Raw genomic sequence first — 18,172 nt, 5'->3', positions numbered from 1 at the left:
TGTCAGTTGAGCCAGGGGCGTCCGGTGATCATGAGGCGGCCGATGCTCGTTCCTGCCCGAGCCTTGTCGATGAGCGAATCGAAGTCCTGCGAACCTGACGCGGACCAGCCGTTGACACCGACAGTCAGCTTCCAGTCCTTGCCCTCGGCGTAGAGGAACTGTCCGTTCATGATCCCGATGAACAGGTCGTCGATCGCAGTCAGCAGGTTGTCGCTTCCGCTGTCGCACGCGTCGCAGCCGCAGAAGGGCTCCATCGAGATCAGGATTGAAGGGTCACCGACGCCGAGCGCGACCGTGTCCTCGATGCCCTCCGTTGACCCCATGACGACCAAGATCGACAGGGCATCCACTTTGACGGGCGTGACAAGAACGGCCCGCGCGTCAGTGGGTCCGTACGCCCATGACGGCGCTTCGACGTTCTGTGCCGTCCCGAGCTCCAGGGCCTCCAGAGCGTCGATCCACGACCTCGCCCTGGCGCCCACGACGGCGTAGCGCTCTGGTTCGCTGACTCGGGAGTACTCCTCGTCAGCGATGTCCTGGTGCTCATGAGGGTCGTCCCACCGCGTGCCGCCTGAGGGGTGCGTGGTGAATCGCCGAGTGACTTCGGCTATCACGTCGTGAGTTTCCACGCCCTGAACCTAGCGGCGCTTGCGTCCGATAGACGATCGATCATCGCGACCCGCACGGCCGTGGTGTCGGTCTAGAAGATGGCTTGGGGGTTCACGGGCACGCCGGTGAGGCCGTGGAGGCGGGGCGGGGCGATGCTGAGCAGGAAAGAGTGTCGGCCGAGCTCGGCGCAGGTCGCGGCGAGGTCGTCCGTGGCGACGCTGTCGATCAGGGGCATGCCCAGGCGGGCCAGCCCGACCATGTGCATCGGCATGGGCATATCCGGGTCGCTCGGCGGAAAGGAGTCGCTGATGTCGCCGGCGTAGAGCGAGACGCCACGGTCATGCATCCACGTGACCGCGTCGACGGTCATGCCCGGCGCTTGGGTCTCGGCATCCCAGCTGAAGCCCCAACCGCTGCGGACCACCACGGCGTCACCGGGCAGCACCTCGACCCCCGCCCGCGCCTCGGCAGCGTCGAGGTCCGCCGAGGTGACGGGGTGCGCGGACGGCAGCCGCCCCTCCGGTGCCAGGTCGAGCAGGACTCCCCGCGTCGTGATCCCGGCGGCGAAGGCGGTCGTGGAACCGTGCGCGACGCCCCCGGCCGTGACTGCCTCTTCGAGTGGCCGGCCCGGGTACACGGTGCCGTCGACGGGCATGTGGGCGAAAGCATCGATGTGCGTCAGCGCCGGGTGATGCGGCGTCACGACGAGGACCTCGGACATCCCCATGGGCGGCGTGCCCGTGTAGAGCAGCGCCTGCTGAACCGGGGGCGACGGCGGTGCAGGGGGAGCGAACGGCCCGCCGAGCATCGAGGCGGGCTCGACCGGGTACGCGAGCGACACGCTCCGGCCGATCCGCACCTCCTCAGCGGCGCGGGCCCTGGCGGCCTCGTCGATCAGGTTCAGCGTGCCGAGTTCGTCGTCGGCGCCCCAGCGGCCTCGGTCGTCGGGGAGTGCGGGTGTCGTCATGGTGCCTGTCCTGTCATGTCGGGTCGGTGTCGCGCGGGTGGGTGGTGCACACTGCAAGGAGGCCTTGAGAAGCAGGTTCCTGCACCATAGCCTCAAAAACAGGTTCCTGTTTAACTAGGACCGTCGACAAGGAGGCACGTATGAGTGACGAGGGAGGTCGCGGGCTCGAGTCCGTGCTGGGCTGGAACGCGGTCAAGGTCGCCCGCATCATCGGCTCCAAGATTACTGCGGGGATGGCGGAGCACGACGTGAGCCTCGTGCAGTTCGGCGTGCTGTCCTGCCTGGCGGACGGTGCTGAGCTCACGTCGGCGGAGATCGCTCGGGCCGTCTTCGTTCGCCCGCAGAGCATGTCGGACGTGCTCGACGGGATGGAGCGTCGCGGTCTCGTCCGCCGGGTGGGCGTCCGCGCCCGCGGCCGGAGGAACCCCGCCGCGATCACGCCAGCCGGCCAGGTCGTGCTCGTCGCGGTGCAGCAGGTGGCCTCGGCGACGAACGACCTCAGCATGTTCGGGCTGGACGCGTCACGGAGCGCGCAGCTCAACGCACTGCTGCTCGCTGTCATCGAGGGCGCGGAGAAATCCCCGGGCATGGGCGACGCTTACTGATACATGCCCGATAGCGGATCGGTGACCGGGCCCTCGCAGTGGGGCGTCGCGACGAGGTGCACTTCATGCCATCCTTCGGTCGTGCGCCCTCGATCGCTCTGCCTACTCGTCGTGTCCCTCTGCGCTGTCAGCCTCGTAGGGTGCTCCGAAGAAGATTCCGGTGACCAGGCCGGCGACATCTTTCTGTGGCTCGACCAAGCGCCTTCAGCGGTGCAGGACGACGGCGACGCGCTGGCCGTCTTGGCATCGCTCGTCGAACGGGGCGAGGAAGCAGACGGCGTCCAGATCTCGGCGGCTTTCAAGGAGCCCGTGACGATCAAGCGAGTCGAACTCGAGTGTTTCGGCGACGGATCCGTCGAGGGGCTGTTCGGTCTGACGTCGGCTGCGGGTGCCGTCGACACGACGTCCGCCCGTGCGAACTGCGCCGAGGGCGTGCTCGAGCTAGACATCCCGGAGTCGTTCCGCGAGGGCGTGACGAAAGTCAGCTTCTCCTCGGTGGCGAGCACCAAGAAGGGCGCTTGGCGTGTCATCGTCCAATAGCCGATCGACGTCCGGGCTCGGTTGCGAGCACGCGCTGGCCTCAGGTGAACCAAGGACCCCCGTGTCGACGACTCAGTCGTCGTCCCACTCGTCCCGCAGCTCCTTCGAGAGAACTGCGACCTGAACCGTCAGGGCCCCCAGGAGTTCCTCACGGTTGAGCCTGTTCGTCGTTCTGTAAGCCCACGTCGTCTCCCCCTCGGCGTCGAGGGTCTTGACGAGCACGAACGCTTCGATGGCCGTCTCGCCTTCCTCGAGTGGATGGACCTCCAGGCCCGCCAGAGCCTGTTCGATCGGAACACGTTGGCTGCCTGGTGCCGGAATCCCGGAGTGACTACCCATGCCACGAGTGAAGCCCATCAGCTGAACCCGCCGATCGTGACCGCGGGCCGATCGTCATCTGGACCACCCGCCAGCTGAGGGGCTACAGGTAGTTCTCGTAGTGCAGCCAACGGTCGGCGCGGTGCGTCAACCCGGCAGCTCGGAGGTCGTCTTCTCGCTCCCGCAGCGTCTCGAAACCCACGGTGTTGATGTCATTGACGAGCTGGTCCCGTCGGCGGTCCTGGCCGGCGATGTAGTCGTCGCGAATGGACTGCACCCACTCCAGCGCCTCGAGGAGCTCGATGACGGGCATCTCCCGGAAACGGGTCGATGCGTCGCGAGGCTCCAGGTTCGCTTCCGTGCTTCTCCTGGGCATGCGACCGGGTCGAATCCTCCTGCTCACACGCGCGAGCATATTCGAGGGCTGCGAGGGGGAGGTGACTCGAGCGGCCTTCGTTCCTCCAGGATCGTCGCAGCGTTACTCCTCACCCCTCCGCCCCGAACAGCTCCTGGACTTCGACGAGGGTGTGACAAAGGCGCTGTTCGTCGGGCTGCGAGAGATCGGTCACCGCGTAGGCGTCCGTCACCCTCTGCACGAAGCCGACGAGGACGTCGATCCCGGTCTTGCCGTTCCGGTAGTCCAGGACGCGCCAGGTGCCCTCGGCGATCGGATCGAGCAAGATCATGGGCATGGCGCGGGCAAGGTGGCCGACGGCGGGCGGTGCTCGATCATCGTGGTCGCCTCTCGGATCTCGCTGGCGCCCGGGCGCCACGAGAGTGGTGGGTGGGAGCGGCCTCGTGGGCGAGCCGATGTCGCACGTGACCGGCGACGGAGTCGGCTCGGCCCGTGACGGCGACGAGCAGGACGAAGGCGACGAGGTGAGCGAAACCGCGGGTGGGGATCGGCATGGATCGTGTCTATGCCCGGGGCCGGATGCGCGAAGAGGGGTTGCCGAGAACCCCCGCTCGGAGGTAAGGCCGATCGCGTCGCGGTGCCGTCAGTGGAACGGGCACCGGGAAGGCGCTCCGGCTGCGCGGACCCGGCCGCCGGACGACGGTTTCGTCGGCAGCCGTCGCCGGTCGACGTCGAGCCCGTCGTCGAGGATCGCCAGGCGAGGGTCGCTGAGCGCCGAGACGGCGGCGGCGAGGCCGGCGATGGCGAGCTTCTCGCCGGGGCATCGGTGTCCGCCCGCGGGGTCCCCGCCACCGTGAGGGATGAACGTCGAGATCGCCTCGTAGTCGTCGACGCCCACGAAACGGTCCGGATCGAACTCGGAGGCGCGGTTCCAGGAGGCGTCATCCGTGTCGGTGCCGAGGATGTCGAGCAGGACCCGCCCGCCGGCGGGAAGCTCCCGTCCGTCGATCTCGACGTCGTGCCGCGCCCAGCCGGGCAGCATCGGGACGAACGGCGCGGTCCGCCGGACCTCCTGCGCGAACGCGACGGCGAGCGGCCCACCGGTCATCGTTCCACGCTCGGTGGCTTCCTCGGCGATCCGCTCTCGCCACTCGGGGTGGTCGTGCAGTGCCTTCGCGGCGAACGCGACGAAGCGGGCCACCGCGATCATCGGGCGGATGCTGTTCTGCAGCTCGATCCCCGCCAGCTTCGCGGGCAGCAGCTCGCCCTCGGGGTCCCGGTGCCGAGCCCACTCGTCGAGGGCCGTGCCTTCCCCGGGCTCGAGAGCGCCGGCGCGAACCGCCTCGACGAGGCGGCGAGCGTGCCGATCGGACCAGGCACGGTTCACCGCTGCCAGCAGGTACTCGGGGGAGTACGGCACACCGAAGCCGTCGACGATCTGCGCGAGGCGGGCCGACCAGCGGGTCCGCGCCTCCGGGGTTCCCGGCAGGCCCGCCCACCTCATGCTCGCGCGACCGAACGCCCCGACGGCCGCATCGTAGGCGGAGCGTCGACCCCCGGACAGCCAGGCATCGATCTCGTGCCGCCACTCCCGTTCGAGCAGGGGCGTCAGCCGGGCGACCTGGTCGTCCTCGTACGCGACGTCGAGGAACGTCGCTTTGCGGTGCCGGTGTTCCGCTCGGTCGAGGCTGTGCACGGACCCGGTGCCGAAGAGCGTCTGCTGGACGATCGCGGGCATGGCCCCGTGCCGAGCGATCTGCCGTTCGTCGTAGAAGAGCTCGACGGCCTCGGCGCCCCGGACCAGCAGCGCCTCCCGCCCGAGCAGGCGGAGAGGCACGGCCCGGGCGCCCGTCCGCGTTCGCTCCCAGAGGCGCGCACCGAAACCGTAACCCCGGGTGAGCAGGGCGATCGAGTCGTCGCGAAGCGGGTTCGTCCTGGGTGTGGAGGGGAACATGCGGCCATCGTGCCAGCGCTCGCGCATTCGCGACCAGGCGATCTCGCCGAGGTCACGGCCGTCCGCCGGGAGCGTCGTCGTCGCCGCCTCGCCTCCCGGCCCCGGTGGGCGTGTGGTGAGCGTGTGGTGTCCGTGAGGAAGACGGCGATCGCCGTAGGGAAGTCGTAAGGGCCCGCGATCGGCGGTGCGGCGCGGTGTCTACTGACTCGCTGTGCCCACGACGGGCACCGGGCCGTCCGGCCCGTCGATCGTCCTCCTTGGAGTCGTAGTGCTCGACATCGTGTACGTGCTCGCCGTCATCGCTGTGTTCGCAGTGGTGTCCCTCGTGGCGAAGGGGGTCGAGAAGCTGTGATCGTGTTCAGCATCGGGGCCGCCGTCCTCGCCGTGGCCGCCCTGGCGTACCTCGTGTACGCCCTCGTGAAGCCCGAGCGCTTCTGATGGACGCGGTGTTCGGCATCCTCCAGATCCTCACGGTCGTCGTGGTCCTCGTCGTCGCGTACCGCCCCCTCGGCGACCACATGGCGAGGATCTTCACCACCGCGAAGGACGCCCGCGTCGAGCGCGGTTTCTACCGCCTCGTCGGCGTCGACCCGACGTCGGAACAGACCTGGCCGGCCTACCTCCGAGGCGTCCTGACGTTCTCGGTGGTCGGGGTCCTCCTCGTCTACGCGATCCAGCGCCTCCAGGCGTTCCTGCCCTACTCGCTCGGCTTCCCGGCCGTACCCGAGGGCCTGTCGTTCAACACCGCGGCCTCCTTCGTCACGAACACCAACTGGCAGTCGTACTCGCCCGACGTGACCCTCGGCTACGCCGTCCAGCTCGGCGGACTCGCCGTCCAGAACTTCGTCTCCGCGGCCGTCGGCATCGCCGTCGCCGTCGCCCTGATCCGCGGGCTCGCCCGGGCGAGGAGCGGCACGCTCGGCAACTTCTGGGTCGACCTGACCCGCTCGATCACGCGTCTCCTCCTGCCCCTGGCCTTCGTGTCGGCGATCGTCCTGGTCGCCGGCGGTGTGATCCAGAACTTCGCGGGATCCACCGACGTCACGACCCTCACCGGCGGCAGCGCGACGATCCCCGGCGGCCCGACGGCCTCGCAGGAGGCGATCAAGCTGCTCGGCACGAACGGCGGCGGCTTCTTCAACGCCAACAGCTCGCACCCGTTCGAGAACCCGACCGCCTGGACGAGCGTGTTCCAGGTCGTGCTGATGCTCGTCATCCCGTTCTCGCTGCCTCGCACCTTCGGCCGCATGGTCGGCTCGACGAAGCAGGGCGTCGCGATCGCGGCGGTGATGACGACGATCTTCGCCGTCTCGCTCAGCGCCATGACGTGGTTCGAGCTGCGGGGCGCCGGCACGGCGACCCAACTCGCCGGCGGCGCGATGGAGGGCAAGGAGGCGCGGTTCGGCATCTGGGGATCGACCCTCTTCGGGACCACCTCCACGCTGACCTCGACGGGTGCGGTCAACTCGATGCACGACTCGTACACCGCGCTCGGCGGCATGATGGCGATGCTGAACATGATGCTCGGCGAGATCGCCCCCGGCGGCGTCGGCTCGGGCCTGTACGGCATGCTCGTGCTCGCCGTGATCACGGTGTTCATCGCCGGCCTGCTCGTCGGCCGCACCCCCGAGTACCTCGGCAAGAAGATCGGGCCGCGCGAGATCAAGCTCGCCAGCCTCTACATCCTCGTCACGCCGACCATCGTGCTCGCCTCCACGGCGCTGAGCTTCGCGATCCCCGCCGTGCGCGCCGACGTCGAGGGCACGTCGATCTGGAACCCGGGCCTGCACGGCTTCAGCGAGGTGCTCTACGCCTTCACCTCCGCCGCGAACAACAACGGCTCGGCGTTCGCGGGCCTGACGGCGAACACCCCGTGGTTCAACACCACCCTCGGCGTCGCGATGCTGCTCGGACGGTTCCTCCCGATCGTGCTCGTGCTAGCCCTCGCCGGCTCCTTCGCCGCACAGGACAGGGTCCCCGCCACCGCCGGGACCCTGCCCACCCACCGCCCGCAGTTCGTGGGCCTGCTCACCGGCGTCTCGGTGATCATCACCGCGCTGACCTACTTCCCCGTCCTCGCACTGGGACCGCTCGCCGAAGGGCTGAAGTGACCATGTCCGTCTCCACCGACACCCCCACCACCGACCACGAACGCGAGGGCGACCAGGCCCCGACGAACCGAGGAGGCGCGTTCGGCGCCGCCCAGCTCGTCGCGGCCCTGCCCGGCGCCTTCCGCAAACTCGACCCGCGCGAGATGTGGCACAACCCCGTCATGTTCATCGTCGAGGTCGGCGCCGCCTACACGACGGTCCTCGCGATCGCCGGTCTCTTCACCGGTCCCGAGACCTCGGGCGGCTCGCCCGTCCCCGGCTCCTTCACCTGGGCCATCGCCGTCTGGCTCTGGCTCACCGTCGTCTTCGCCAACCTCGCCGAGTCCGTCGCCGAGGGGCGCGGCAAGGCACAGGCCGAGACCCTCAAGGCGACCCGCACCAGCACCACCGCCCGGCGCGTGGTCTCGTACGACGCGACGTCCGACGCCGGTGCCGAGCGCGCCTCCTCGGAGTCGGTGTCCTCGGCCGACCTGACGCTCGGCGACACGGTCGTCGTGACCGCCGGCGAGCTGATCCCGGGTGACGGCGACATCGTCTGGGGCATCGCGAGCGTCGACGAGTCGGCCATCACGGGCGAGTCCGCCCCGGTGATCCGCGAGTCGGGCGGCGACCGCAGCGCGGTCACCGGCGGCACCCGCGTGCTGTCCGACCGGGTCGTCGTGCGCATCACGAGCAAGCCCGGCGAGACCTTCGTCGACCGCATGATCCGTCTCGTCGAGGGAGCCTCGCGTCAGAAGACGCCGAACGAGATCGCGCTGAACATCCTGCTCGCGAGCCTGTCCATCGTCTTCGTCGTCGTGACGCTGACGCTCAACCCCATCGCGGCCTACAGCGACGCGTCGGTGAGCATCCCCGTGCTCATCGCCCTGCTGGTCTGCCTCATCCCCACGACGATCGGTGCGCTGCTCAGCGCCATCGGCATCGCGGGCATGGACCGTCTCGTGCAGCGCAACGTGCTCGCGATGTCGGGCCGCGCGGTCGAGGCCGCGGGTGACGTCACGACGCTGCTGCTCGACAAGACCGGCACCATCACCTACGGCAACCGGCAGGCGGCCGAGTTCACCCCGCTCGACGGCATCGCCCGCGCCGAACTCGTCGACGCCGCCGCCCGGTCCTCGCTCAGCGACCCGACCCCCGAGGGCAAGTCGATCGTCGACCTCGCCCTCACGACGGGGTGGCACGACGCCGACGGTCGGCCGGGAGAGATCGTGCCCTTCACCGCCCAGACCCGCATGTCGGGCCTCGACCTGCCCGACGGCACGCAGATCCGCAAGGGCGCCGGCGCCTCCGTCATCGCCTGGGTCGAGGAGGACCGCCCTCTCGCCGGCGCCGAGCACGACGAACTGCAGGCCCGCATCGACGACATCTCGAACGCCGGAGGGACCCCCCTGGTCGTCGCGATCAAGAGCACGGCCTCGGACGCTCGCGTCCTCGGCGTCGTGTACCTCAAGGACGTCGTCAAGGCCGGCCTGCGCGAACGGTTCGCCGAGCTGCGCAGCATGGGCATCCGCACGGTCATGATCACCGGCGACAACCCCCTGACCGCCAAGGCGATCGCGGCCGAGGCCGGCGTCGACGACTACCTCGCCGAGGCCACCCCGGAGGACAAGCTCGCCCTCATCCGCCGGGAGCAAGAAGGAGGCGCGCTCGTCGCGATGACCGGCGACGGCACCAACGACGCCCCGGCCCTGGCCCAGGCCGACGTCGGCGTCGCGATGAACACCGGCACCTCGGCCGCCAAGGAGGCCGGCAACATGGTCGACCTCGACAGCGACCCGACGAAGCTGATCGACATCGTCCGCATCGGCAAGCAGCTGCTCATCACCCGGGGTGCCCTCACGACGTTCTCGATCGCCAACGACGTCGCGAAGTACTTCGCGATCATCCCGGCCATGTTCGCCGGGGTGTTCCCGGGCCTCGGGCTGCTGAACGTCATGCAGCTGTCCTCGCCGGCCTCGGCGATCCTGTCGGCGATCGTGTTCAACGCGCTCGTGATCGTCGTGCTCATCCCGCTCGCCCTGCGCGGCGTGGCGTACCGGGCGGCATCGGCGTCGTCGATCCTGTCGCGCAACCTCCTCGTCTACGGACTCGGCGGCGTCGTCGCCCCGTTCGTCGGCATCAAGATCATCGACCTGATCGTCAGCCTGCTCCCCGGCTTCTGAACCGACGCAGACGACGAACGAGAGAGAGACCATGAACACCCGCACCCTGCTCCGCCAGTACGGTGTCGCCCTCCGCGCGATGCTCGTCTTCACCGTCGTCCTCGGCGTGGCCTACACGGCCGTCGTCACCGGGGTCGGCCAGCTCGTCCTGGGCGGCAAGGCGGACGGTTCCGCCGTCCACGTCGACGGTGAGACCGTCGGCTCGTCACTCATCGGGCAGTCCTTCACCGACGCCGACGGTGTCGCCCTGCCCGAGTGGTTCCAGTCGCGGCCCTCGGCTGCCGGTGACGGCTACGACGCCTCCGCCTCGAGCGGCAGCAACTACGGGCCCGAGAACGAGGACCTCATCGCGGCCGTCGAGGAGCGGCGGGCGGCGATCGCCGAGAGCGACGGAGTCGCCCCGGAGGACGTCCCCGTCGACGCGCTCACCGCCTCCGCGTCCGGGCTCGACCCGCACATCAGCCCCGAGTACGCGCGCATCCAGGTCGAGCGGGTCGCCGCGGCACGTGACCTGCCGGTCGCGGACGTCGAGGCGCTCGTGGAGGAGCACACCCAGGGCCGCGACCTCGGCTACCTGGGCGAGCCCACCGTGAACGTGCTCGAGCTCAACGCGGCCCTGGCCGAGACGGGACGCTGAGACCGTGAAGCGGGGGCGGCTCCGGGTGCTGCTCGGCGCCGCCCCCGGCGTCGGCAAGACCTACACCATGCTCGAAGAGGGGACCCGGCTCGCCCGAGAGGGCAAGGACGTCGTCGTCGCCGTCGTCGAGACCCACGGCCGCGAGGCCACGGCGTCCATGCTCGGCGATCTCGAGGTCGTCCCGCGGACGACGACCCTGCACCGCGGCATCGAGCTGACGGAGATGGACGTCGACGCGGTCCTCGCCCGGAGACCCGACCTCGCCCTCGTCGACGAGCTCGCCCACACCAACGCTCCGGGCTCGGCCCGGCAGAAGCGGTGGCAGGACGTCCAGGTCCTCCTCGACGCGGGCATCGACGTCATCTCGACCGTCAACGTCCAGCACATCGAGTCACTCAACGACGTGGTGGAGAAGATCACCGGGGCCGCCCAGCGCGAGACCGTCCCCGACAGCATGCTCCGGAGCGCCGATCAGATCGAGGTCGTCGACCTCGCCCCCCAGGCGCTCCGCGACCGTCTCGCCGAGGGGAACGTCTACCCGGCGGCCCGCATCGACGCCGCGCTGTCGAACTACTTCCGCCTCGGCAACCTGACGGCGTTGCGGGAGCTGGCTCTGCTGTGGCTGGCCGACGAGGTCGACAGCGCCCTGAAGGCCTACCGGGTCGAGAACGGGATCGACAGCAAGTGGGAGGCGCGGGAGCGGGTCGTGGTCGCCCTCACCGGCGGGCCGGAGGGCGAGACCCTCATCCGTCGTGGCGCCCGCATCGCCGCCCGGTCGTCCGGGGGCGAGCTCGTCACCGTGCACGTCATCGCCCAGGACGGCCTCCGCGATGCGCACCCGGGTGCTCTCTCGGCGCAGCGCGCCCTGACGGAGAAACTCGGCGGCACCCATCACCAGGTCGTCGGTGGTGACGTCCCCGTCGCCCTGGTCCAGTTCGCGAAGGCGATGAACGCCTCCCAACTCGTCATCGGCGTCAGCCGCCGGAGCCGTGTCGCCGCAGCCCTGACGGGCCCGGGGATCGGCGCCACCGTCATCCGCGAATCGGGTGACATCGACGTGCACATCGTGACCCACTCCGCCGCCGGCGGCGGCCGGGTCACCCTCCCCCGGGCAGGAGGCGCGCTGACGCTGCGGCGTCGCCTCCTGGGGGGCGGTCTCGCCGTGGTGCTCGGCCCGATCGTGACCTGGCTGCTCGTGATGTTCCGCAGCGACGAATCGCTCACGAGCGACGTGCTCGTCTACCAGCTGCTCGTCGTGGTCGTCGCGCTCGTCGGCGGGATCTGGCCGGCCCTCTTCGCGGCGGTGCTCTCGGGAGTGACGCTGGACTTCTTCTTCGTCGAGCCCTACGACAGCATCACCGTCGGCCGGCCGCTGCACCTCCTGACCCTCGTCCTCTACGTCGTCATCGCCCTGCTCGTCAGCTACGTGGTCGACCAGGCTGCCCGTCGATCCCGGGCGGCGGCGCGTGCCGTCGCCGAGTCCGAACTGCTCGCGGCCGTCGCCGGGGGCGTCATCCGCGGCCAGGACGCGCTCCACGCGCTCCTGTCCCGCACCCAGGACGCCTTCCGCCTGCGGACGGTCTCCGTCATCGACGTCGACGGTGACGTCGTCGACTCCCTCGGCGCACCCCGGGCCGGCGACGAGACGACGATCGTCCCCGTCGGCACCCGTGCGCGCCTCGAGATGACCGGACCGCCGATGGCGGCGTCCGAGAGGCGCCTCCTCGCGGTCATCGCGGCCCAGGTCGAGACGGCCCTGGAACACAAGGCCCTGTCGGCGACCGCCGACTCCGCGGGGCCGCTGGCGCAGGTGGACCAGGTCCGCACGGCACTGCTCGCCGCCGTCGGACACGACCTGCGGCGGCCGCTCGCCTCGGCCACGGCGGCCGTGACGGGCCTGCAACAAGACGACGTCGTCTGGGCGGACCGCGACCGCGACGAACTCCTCACCACGGCCCACGAGAGCCTCGACGCGCTGTCGGCCCTCGTCACGAACCTCCTGGACGTCAGCCGCGTCCAGGCGGGAGCCCTCGCGGTGTCACGCCAACCCGTCGACGTCGACGACGTCCTCTTCGCGTCCGTGGACGAACTCCAGGTCGACCCCGGACGCATCGAGCTCCGGATCGGCGAGGACGTTCCCCAGGCCGACGCCGACCCGGTCCTCCTCCAGCGCGTCCTGGTGAACCTGCTCGACAACGCCCTCAAGTACGCCCCCGGGGGGACACCGGTGCGTCTCTCCAGCAGCAGCTTCGGGGACGCCGTGGAGATCCGCGTCGCCGATCAGGGGCCGGGGATCAGTCCCGAACGCCTGGACCTGGTGTTCGTTCCCTTCCAGCGCCTCGGCGACACCGACAACACCGCCGGCCTCGGGCTGGGACTCGCCATCTCCAAGGGCTTCACCGAGGGCATGGGGGGCACCCTCCGAGCCGAGGAGACCCCGGGAGGCGGGCTCAGCATGGTCGTCTCCCTTCCTGTGGCTCATCAGACGACCGGGACGGACCACGCATGAAGATCCTCATCGCCGACGACGATCCGCAGCTCGTCCGGGCCCTCACCCTGACCCTCGGGGCGGTCGGCTACGACATCGCCACCGCCGCCGACGGAGCCGAGGCGCTCCGCGCCGTCGTCGAAGAACATCCCGACGTCGTCATGGTCGACCTCGGCATGCCGCACGTCGACGGGCTCGGCGTCATCGAAGGCCTCCGCGGGTGGAGCAACATCCCGGTCCTCGTCGTCTCGGGCCGAGCCGGCGCCGCGGACAAGGTCGAGGCGCTCGATGCCGGCGCAGACGACTACATCACCAAGCCGTTCGCCATGGACGAGCTGTTGGCCCGCCTCCGGGCGCTGACGCGACGGACGACTCCGACCCCCGATCAACCGTCCGAGACGTTCGGGGGCATCCGGATCGACTTCGTCGCCAAGAGCGTCGTCCGCGAACCGGACGAGGCGATCCGCCTGACTCCCACCGAATGGCGCATCCTCGAGATCCTGGTCAGGAACCCGGGGCGTCTCGTCACACGGGAGGACATCCTCACCCGGATCTGGGGTCCGGCACACACCACTGACGGCGGGTACCTGCGGCTGTACGTCTCCCAACTCCGGAAGAAGCTCGAAGCGGTCCCGGCTCAACCTCGCTACCTCCAGACGGTGCAGGGCATGGGCTACCGCTTCGTGCCCGACGAGCCGAGCAGCTGACCTCGGATGCCACGCGCCTCCTGCCCCCGTCGTCAGGGAAGTACACGATGGCGGTCAGAGGACGGGTGCGCTGAGGGACTCCCTGAGACGTCCGACCCGAACGGGGACGTGGTGATCGAGGACGACGCCCGTCGCCTGGAGGGGGCGGTGCCGCACGAGGTCGAGCACGTCCGGTTCCGACAGGGCGTCGGCTCGAGAGGCCGGCAAGAGCAGCGCGTTGGTCGAGACGTCCATGCCGTGGGTGTTCGCCGCCACGGCCCGCGTGCGCGACAAGACGCCGCGAAGGGTCGAGAAGTGAGACCCCGAGACGCGTCCGGAGGCGCGGATGCGTTCCAGGAGGAGGATCTGGCTCACCGGTCGGAGGTGCCGCAGCTGCGTCTCCAACACGTCGGTCAAGAACCGGCCCGCGTCCCGGGAGTCGCGTCGCGATGCGGCCGAGAAATCGTCGACCTCCAGGGCGAGGGCATCGAACTGCGGCCCCGTTCCGTAGAAACGAGTGGCGACGGGGACCGACGTCTTCGACGTCATGTCCGGTTCGAATCCGCCGGCAACGCGGTGTAGACCTCGTTCCAGCGCGCGAGGTACCGCTCGAGCGAGAGGTGGCCTGACGCGAATTCCCGCTCGAGGGCGACGAGCCGCGCAGCCGTCGCGCGGACGCAGGCGGCGTCACCGAGCACGACCAGACCGCCCGGGGTGCACGTCGAGGACGCCGTCAGCTCTCGCACCGTGGCCCGGAGCCGTGTCGTCATGACGTCGAGGCACAGGAACCCGAGACCGTAGAGGGCCAGAGCGATCGAGGCCGCCACCGGAGCCGGGACCCGGGATGCCAGGACGAGGAGCGACACGGCCGAGCAGATCGCCCCGGCGACGGGCCAGATCTGCCGGAGATGGAGGAGCCTCCTCTCGCGGAGGCTCGTTCCCGGTCGGAACACCCGGAGGGTGATCTGCTGCACGACCGTCGACCGAGCCGGAGCCTGGTCCAGCGTGCCCCACGAATGAGCACCGTCCACGACGTCGTGCACGGCGTGACGCATCGTCGGGAGGGCGCCAGGGGTCGTCATCGTCGGCTCTGGTGCCGGCGCAGACGCCCGACCGTGATGTCGCCCGGGCACGGGACCGCCAGGAGGTCGCCGATGCGAAGGTCTCCGGGCAGGTCGGCCACGGCGAGATCGGGCCCCTCGTCCTGCAGGCCGATCACCATGGCCACGTCGTGGGCCGTCGAGATCCGCCCGATCAGACGCAGCTCCCCGATGGCGACGGGCACCGCACCCAGTCGGGCGTCCACCTGGACGACGATCGCACCGGAGCTGTGGCGACAGACGTTGCTGACGGTGACGACGATCGCCGTGGCGTCGTCGACGGTCGACACCCGGCCACCGGAGCGGGGCACGAGGGCAGCGCCCGTGTGGACGCACGGCGTCTCGCAGATGCTCGCCAGGCGGACGAGGGACACCCCGCCGATGACGACGTCGTCCAGGGTCGGACGAGTCCGTTCCGGCCAGGCGTCGGGGACGAACGGGTCGGCGATCACCCGTCGCATCGAGGGAAGGATGTCCGTGAGGGTCATGAACGGACCTGACGCGCGACACGGCGGTCGCAGGTCGTGTCAGGGGTGGCCGGCGATGAGTGCATGAGACAGTCCTAAGCGGCCCAGCCGCGCGAGACGGAGTCCCTTGCGACATCTGAACGCCGTGGCCCCACATCCTGACGCAACCCGTGCGCGAGGACCTCGTCACCCTTCGACGCGGGCCGCCATCCGGGCCGCCCAGGGAGTCTCCGACCGGGCCCCGGCCGCGGTCTGCCGGGGGGCCCCGACCGTCAGTCGGTCGACGGCAACCGGAGCGCCGCGGTGTAGTCGGTCCCGTGCCTCGGGTGGGAGGCGAAGCGGCGCAGGTCCGAGTGATCACCACGGCAGATGGCCGCCGCCATGCGATGGGCGCGGGCGGCGTTGCGGACGGGAGAGTACTGGTCCGCATCCGGTTGCACGGCGGTGAGATCGGCAGCGAGGCGATCGTGGTGCGAGGCCGCGACCTCGAGGTCCCCGCCGCTGTCCCGCGTGATGGTCGCCGCCAATCGCAGCTGCGACTCGAGGGTCTGCACTCCGACGTCGGTGGGCTCGTTCGTCCTCAGGACGCGGACCAGCTCGCCGAGGGCGAGCGTCCGGGCCCAGGCGGTGAGGCGAGACGACTCGCTCACCGGTGACCTGGCCATGTAGCGCTCGATGCGTTCGAGCAGGGGGTCCGTCATGACGTCATCCTCGCAGCCGCCCGTCGTCGTCCCGGGTCAGTCGTAGACGCGCCCCAGCACCCAGCCGCCGTCGGTGCCGAGGACGACCTCGAACATGTGGGTGGTGCCGTCGTCGTCGGTGGCCTGGAAACGCCAGCCGACGAAGCGACGGGGCGGATGCGTGATGAAGGGGGGCGTCACGGCCGGCTCGACCCGCAGCTCGGTCGGGGTGTCGCTCACCCGCCACCGTCGGCAGGACCAGACCAGTCGCGCCGGCAGGTCGCGCTCGAACCACAGCGCGACGGGCTCGTGGGTGGTCTGGGTGCTCATGTCGTCCTCCTGCACGTTCGAACGTGTGTTCGAACGGATCGAGTGTAGGTCAGGCCGGGAGGGCGGGCAACCAGATCACGATCGTCTTCCCGGACAGGGGGTCGAGCGGGGTGCCCGGGGCTGGATATGATCCGGCGTGACCCGGTGATCCGACCGCCCGGTCCACGAAGGGGACGACCGTGAGCACACCGATCGAGCCGGGCGCACCCGAGCAGCGACCGCAGGGATGGCAGCAGCCCGAGCAGCCGCAGCCGCAGCAGCAGCCGCAGCCGCAGCAGCAGCCGCAGGGGTGGCCCCAGCCCGGGTCCGAGTCGCCCGGGTGGCCGCAGCAGCAGCCGCAGCCCCAGCAGCAGCCGCAGCCGCAGGCCCAGGCCCCCTGGCAGCCGTGGCCGACGCAGGACCCCTACGCCGCGCCTCCTGCGTTCCTCCCCGCCCTGCCGTCGCAGCCGTCGAGGACCCCCTGGGTCCTCGCGATCGTCGGTGCCGCGGTCGTCGCCCTGATCGTCGGCGGCGGTGCCGGCCTGCTCGGCGGGATGTCGCTCGCCGGCGGGTCGGCCGGCTACGGCTACGACGACGGTTCGTCGTACGCCGACGAGGACCCCACCACGTACTTCGGCTCGGACGCGGTCTACGGCGACTACCTCTACCCCCTCGACTTCTCGGGCGTGACCAGCGTCGACGGGCTCGACGTCGGCACCTGCTTCACCGTCGGCGACCTCGGTCGCGAGGGCACCGGCGACGTCGAGACCGCCTCGTGCGACGAGGCCCACGACGAAGAGGCCTACCTGGTGGACGAGCTGGACGGCGGGGCGTTCCCTGGCGGCTACGAGGTCCTGGACGAGGCGGCCGACCTCTGCGACGCGGCCTTCAGCGACTACGTCGGGGCCTCGTACGACGAGTCCCTCGCCGACTACGGCGTGCTCGCCCCCACCGAGAAGGGCTGGGACGACGGCGAGCGCTCGGTCGTCTGCTACGCGTACACGTACGGCACGACCCGCGTCGGCAGCCTGGCGGACTCGGGCGTCTAGGCCGGGACTCCCGGCCCGGGGTCGCTCTCGTGGCGCGCCTCGGCGGCGGTGACGCCCCCGAGCGACCTCACCACGGCCGGCGCGATCGCCTGCCCCCAGCGCCGGTGCATGGTGGCCCACGACAACAGCTCCTGGTGGTACAGCCCCTCGGACCGCCACTCGGGGAACGGCACCCACGATGCGCCGGGCGTGGTCAGGGCGACCCGGGCCGTCAGCGCGTTCAGCCGTTCGATCTGACGGGTCAGCAGTCGCTTGGCGACCGGGGGGATCGGCCGGAACTCGGCCATCGGCGGGATGCCGACGTAGACCATGCGGCAGTCGGGGCCGGCCGTCTCGCGCACCCGGTCGGCGAGACGGCGGAGGTCGGCCTCCCAGGAGGCGCCCCCGGTCGCCAGCAGGACGTCACAGATGCCGAGCAGCACCACCGCCGCCTCCGCGGGCTCGGCCGGCAGCTCGACGCGGGCGGCCTCGGCGGCGGTGAGCACGGGTGCCGAGACCTCGCGCCAGGTGACGCCGCGGCCCCGGGCCGAGCCGACGAGGCGGGCGGTCTGGCTGGCGCAGGTCAGGTCATGCGCGAGCACGCCGAAGCCCTCGACGGCGATGCTGCCGACGAAGAGCAGGTGCACGGGGTCCGGGCCGTCGACGGTCATGTGGCGGGCGTCGCGGGGGTAGGGCGCCCGCGCCACCTCGCGCCGGTACAGCGCGAGGTGCAGGCGGAAGAGGGGTTGGGAGGCGCGCAGGACGGCCGCGATCAGGCGGCCGTGCGGGCGGGGGGTCGGGGTCTCGACCAGGGGCATGTGCGTTCGCAATCCGTGCAGTGCAGGAGGCGCGGCCTCCGGCGGTCTCGTCCCGAGACCGAGGTCAGTCTGCCGGTCCCCCGAAATGAGGACATTCCCCTTTCGGGGGTGGGTGGCGCAGAAGGCCGGGGAATCAGGCCTCGGAGCCGGCTTGGTCGACGACGGAGAGGGGGCGCTGTCCGCAATGCGAACAGCCCGGTCGAGTAGTTAGAGGGACTAGCTATCCCGTGGTTTCATTCCTATGCACCGACTTCACGGGCGGTGCGGGACGCGACCGGGTCGCGCCCCCTCCGGCAACAGCATGACGGGCAGGCAGCACAGGGCTGCCGAGATCGGAC

General features: G+C 70.5%; 22 protein-coding genes. 10 read left to right on the top strand and 12 right to left on the bottom strand.

The genetic code is table 11. The features are described 5' to 3' along the window. Positions 1 to 2: 2 nt before the first annotated feature. Positions 3 to 629: a DUF6226 family protein gene (locus tag IFT79_RS14510; RefSeq protein ID WP_192124996.1), complete on the bottom strand. Its 627-nt coding sequence runs from the start codon at positions 627 to 629 to the stop codon at positions 3 to 5. 71 nt (positions 630 to 700) lie between these two features. Then, on the bottom strand, positions 701 to 1,576 hold the full coding sequence (locus IFT79_RS14505; RefSeq protein ID WP_192124994.1) for a cyclase family protein: 876 nt from the start codon (positions 1,574 to 1,576) through the stop codon (positions 701 to 703). A gap of 140 nt (positions 1,577 to 1,716) precedes the next feature. On the opposite strand from IFT79_RS14505, the gene IFT79_RS14500 reads away from it, so the two are divergent. Both IFT79_RS14500 and IFT79_RS14495 read left to right on the top strand, forming a co-directional pair. Further along, positions 1,717 to 2,181, top strand: a complete 465-nt coding sequence (locus tag IFT79_RS14500; protein WP_192124992.1) for a MarR family winged helix-turn-helix transcriptional regulator — start codon at positions 1,717 to 1,719, stop codon at positions 2,179 to 2,181. Positions 2,182 to 2,391: 210 nt separating this feature from the next. Continuing rightward, complete coding sequence (locus IFT79_RS14495) at positions 2,392 to 2,721, top strand: hypothetical protein (RefSeq protein WP_192124990.1); 330 nt, start codon at positions 2,392 to 2,394, stop codon at positions 2,719 to 2,721. A 72-nt stretch (positions 2,722 to 2,793) separates the two neighbouring features. Here the strand turns inward: IFT79_RS14495 and IFT79_RS14490 are convergent, their stop codons facing one another. The 4 genes from IFT79_RS14490 to IFT79_RS14475 all read right to left on the bottom strand — a co-directional run bounded on the left by IFT79_RS14490 (position 2,794) and on the right by IFT79_RS14475 (position 5,348). After that, on the bottom strand, positions 2,794 to 3,060 hold the full coding sequence (locus IFT79_RS14490) for a hypothetical protein (RefSeq protein ID WP_199859770.1): 267 nt from the start codon (positions 3,058 to 3,060) through the stop codon (positions 2,794 to 2,796). A gap of 82 nt (positions 3,061 to 3,142) precedes the next feature. Then, entirely contained in the window at positions 3,143 to 3,352 is a 210-nt protein-coding gene (locus tag IFT79_RS14485) for a hypothetical protein (protein WP_192124988.1), read from the bottom strand. Positions 3,353 to 3,524: 172 nt separating this feature from the next. Next, complete coding sequence (locus IFT79_RS14480) at positions 3,525 to 3,731, bottom strand: hypothetical protein (RefSeq protein ID WP_173154481.1); 207 nt, start codon at positions 3,729 to 3,731, stop codon at positions 3,525 to 3,527. Positions 3,732 to 4,037: 306 nt separating this feature from the next. Continuing rightward, complete coding sequence (locus tag IFT79_RS14475; protein ID WP_192124986.1) at positions 4,038 to 5,348, bottom strand: cytochrome P450; 1,311 nt, start codon at positions 5,346 to 5,348, stop codon at positions 4,038 to 4,040. Between the two features lie 211 nt (positions 5,349 to 5,559). Here IFT79_RS14475 and IFT79_RS17000 point away from each other — a divergent pair, with 211 nt between their 5' ends. The 7 genes from IFT79_RS17000 to IFT79_RS14440 are packed head-to-tail and all read left to right on the top strand — an operon-like array spanning position 5,560 to position 13,453. Next, positions 5,560 to 5,700, top strand: a complete 141-nt coding sequence (locus tag IFT79_RS17000; protein WP_156155567.1) for a hypothetical protein — start codon at positions 5,560 to 5,562, stop codon at positions 5,698 to 5,700. Next, on the top strand, positions 5,697 to 5,786 hold the full coding sequence (gene kdpF / locus IFT79_RS16995) for a K(+)-transporting ATPase subunit F (RefSeq protein WP_071257733.1): 90 nt from the start codon (positions 5,697 to 5,699) through the stop codon (positions 5,784 to 5,786). The genes IFT79_RS17000 and kdpF overlap by 4 nt, the downstream gene beginning before the upstream one ends. Continuing rightward, entirely contained in the window at positions 5,786 to 7,459 is a 1,674-nt protein-coding gene (gene kdpA, locus IFT79_RS14460) for a potassium-transporting ATPase subunit KdpA (RefSeq protein WP_192124984.1), read from the top strand. Before kdpF ends, kdpA begins: the two co-directional genes overlap by 1 nt. Positions 7,460 to 7,461: 2 nt before the next feature. Then, positions 7,462 to 9,621 carry a potassium-transporting ATPase subunit KdpB gene (kdpB, locus tag IFT79_RS14455; protein ID WP_192124981.1) on the top strand — a complete coding sequence of 720 codons (2,160 nt, stop codon included), beginning with the start codon at positions 7,462 to 7,464 and terminating at the stop codon, positions 9,619 to 9,621. 31 nt (positions 9,622 to 9,652) lie between these two features. Then, positions 9,653 to 10,258 (top strand): potassium-transporting ATPase subunit KdpC, encoded by a 606-nt coding sequence (gene kdpC / locus IFT79_RS14450; RefSeq protein ID WP_137847194.1) that lies wholly within the window; start codon positions 9,653 to 9,655, stop codon positions 10,256 to 10,258. 4 nt (positions 10,259 to 10,262) lie between these two features. Continuing rightward, a complete protein-coding gene (locus IFT79_RS14445; RefSeq protein WP_192124979.1) occupies positions 10,263 to 12,767 on the top strand; it encodes a DUF4118 domain-containing protein in 2,505 nt (834 codons plus the stop codon). Beyond that, positions 12,764 to 13,453, top strand: a complete 690-nt coding sequence (locus tag IFT79_RS14440) for a response regulator transcription factor (RefSeq protein ID WP_056049824.1) — start codon at positions 12,764 to 12,766, stop codon at positions 13,451 to 13,453. The genes IFT79_RS14445 and IFT79_RS14440 overlap by 4 nt, the downstream gene beginning before the upstream one ends. Before the next feature lie 54 nt (positions 13,454 to 13,507). On the opposite strand, the gene IFT79_RS14435 is transcribed toward IFT79_RS14440, so the two are convergent. The 5 genes from IFT79_RS14435 to IFT79_RS14415 all read right to left on the bottom strand — a co-directional run bounded on the left by IFT79_RS14435 (position 13,508) and on the right by IFT79_RS14415 (position 16,009). After that, complete coding sequence (locus IFT79_RS14435; protein ID WP_055976375.1) at positions 13,508 to 13,981, bottom strand: hypothetical protein; 474 nt, start codon at positions 13,979 to 13,981, stop codon at positions 13,508 to 13,510. Next, a complete protein-coding gene (locus tag IFT79_RS14430) occupies positions 13,978 to 14,514 on the bottom strand; it encodes a DUF6611 family protein (RefSeq protein WP_055976377.1) in 537 nt (178 codons plus the stop codon). The genes IFT79_RS14435 and IFT79_RS14430 overlap by 4 nt, the downstream gene beginning before the upstream one ends. Next, a complete protein-coding gene (locus tag IFT79_RS14425) occupies positions 14,511 to 15,020 on the bottom strand; it encodes a hypothetical protein (protein ID WP_055976379.1) in 510 nt (169 codons plus the stop codon). The genes IFT79_RS14430 and IFT79_RS14425 overlap by 4 nt, the downstream gene beginning before the upstream one ends. Positions 15,021 to 15,271: 251 nt before the next feature. Next, positions 15,272 to 15,700 (bottom strand): hypothetical protein, encoded by a 429-nt coding sequence (locus IFT79_RS14420; RefSeq protein WP_055976381.1) that lies wholly within the window; start codon positions 15,698 to 15,700, stop codon positions 15,272 to 15,274. 36 nt (positions 15,701 to 15,736) lie between these two features. Further along, complete coding sequence (locus tag IFT79_RS14415) at positions 15,737 to 16,009, bottom strand: hypothetical protein (protein WP_192124978.1); 273 nt, start codon at positions 16,007 to 16,009, stop codon at positions 15,737 to 15,739. A 179-nt stretch (positions 16,010 to 16,188) separates the two neighbouring features. On the opposite strand from IFT79_RS14415, the gene IFT79_RS16990 reads away from it, so the two are divergent. Further along, positions 16,189 to 17,037, top strand: a complete 849-nt coding sequence (locus tag IFT79_RS16990) for a septum formation family protein (protein WP_192124976.1) — start codon at positions 16,189 to 16,191, stop codon at positions 17,035 to 17,037. Here the strand turns inward: IFT79_RS16990 and IFT79_RS14405 are convergent. Further along, positions 17,034 to 17,834 carry a GDSL-type esterase/lipase family protein gene (locus tag IFT79_RS14405; protein WP_192124974.1) on the bottom strand — a complete coding sequence of 267 codons (801 nt, stop codon included), beginning with the start codon at positions 17,832 to 17,834 and terminating at the stop codon, positions 17,034 to 17,036. The genes IFT79_RS16990 and IFT79_RS14405 overlap by 4 nt on opposite strands. Positions 17,835 to 18,172: the final 338 nt, after the last annotated feature.

The organism is Frigoribacterium sp. CFBP 8759, from assembly GCF_014841655.1.
In the GTDB taxonomy this organism is placed as follows: domain Bacteria; phylum Actinomycetota; class Actinomycetes; order Actinomycetales; family Microbacteriaceae; genus Frigoribacterium.
This window is presented reverse-complemented; position numbering and strand designations above follow the sequence as displayed.